At 51.0% G+C, this 367-nt stretch carries 1 protein-coding gene; it reads right to left on the bottom strand.

Annotated elements, in window-relative coordinates:
• Positions 1-367, bottom strand: a 367-nt coding sequence (locus tag D0T84_RS22375; protein WP_163310119.1) for a tyrosine-type recombinase/integrase, incomplete at both ends; no start/stop codon positions are given.

Raw genomic sequence — 367 nt, 5'->3', positions numbered from 1 at the left:
GTCCCAGCCCTTCACTGATGAGCGATAGGGGCAGGCGCTCATACTTGGCGATGGTCGCCCAGCTATGGCGGGCCACATGGCTGCTGACTGGCTGATTCACTCCCGACAGGCGAGCCAGATCTTTCAGGTCGCGGTTATAGCTGCGAAGGGCGGTTTCGTATTGCAGGCGCCGGTCTTTATCCTTATCACGGATTATAGGAAAGAGGTAGGGCGAATAACGCGTCTCTTTTGAGAAACTGTCTATGATATCTTTCATTTCGTCCGTCAGCTTTACTTCGATAGGTTGTCCTGTCTTCTTGCGGTAATAGCTGATAACGCCTTTGCCGATATTGTCTTTTCTGAGGTAGGCCAAATCGATAAAGCTCAT

Source organism: Dysgonomonas sp. 521, from assembly GCF_010501055.1.
GTDB lineage: Bacteria > Bacteroidota > Bacteroidia > Bacteroidales > Dysgonomonadaceae > Dysgonomonas.
This window is presented reverse-complemented; position numbering and strand designations above follow the sequence as displayed.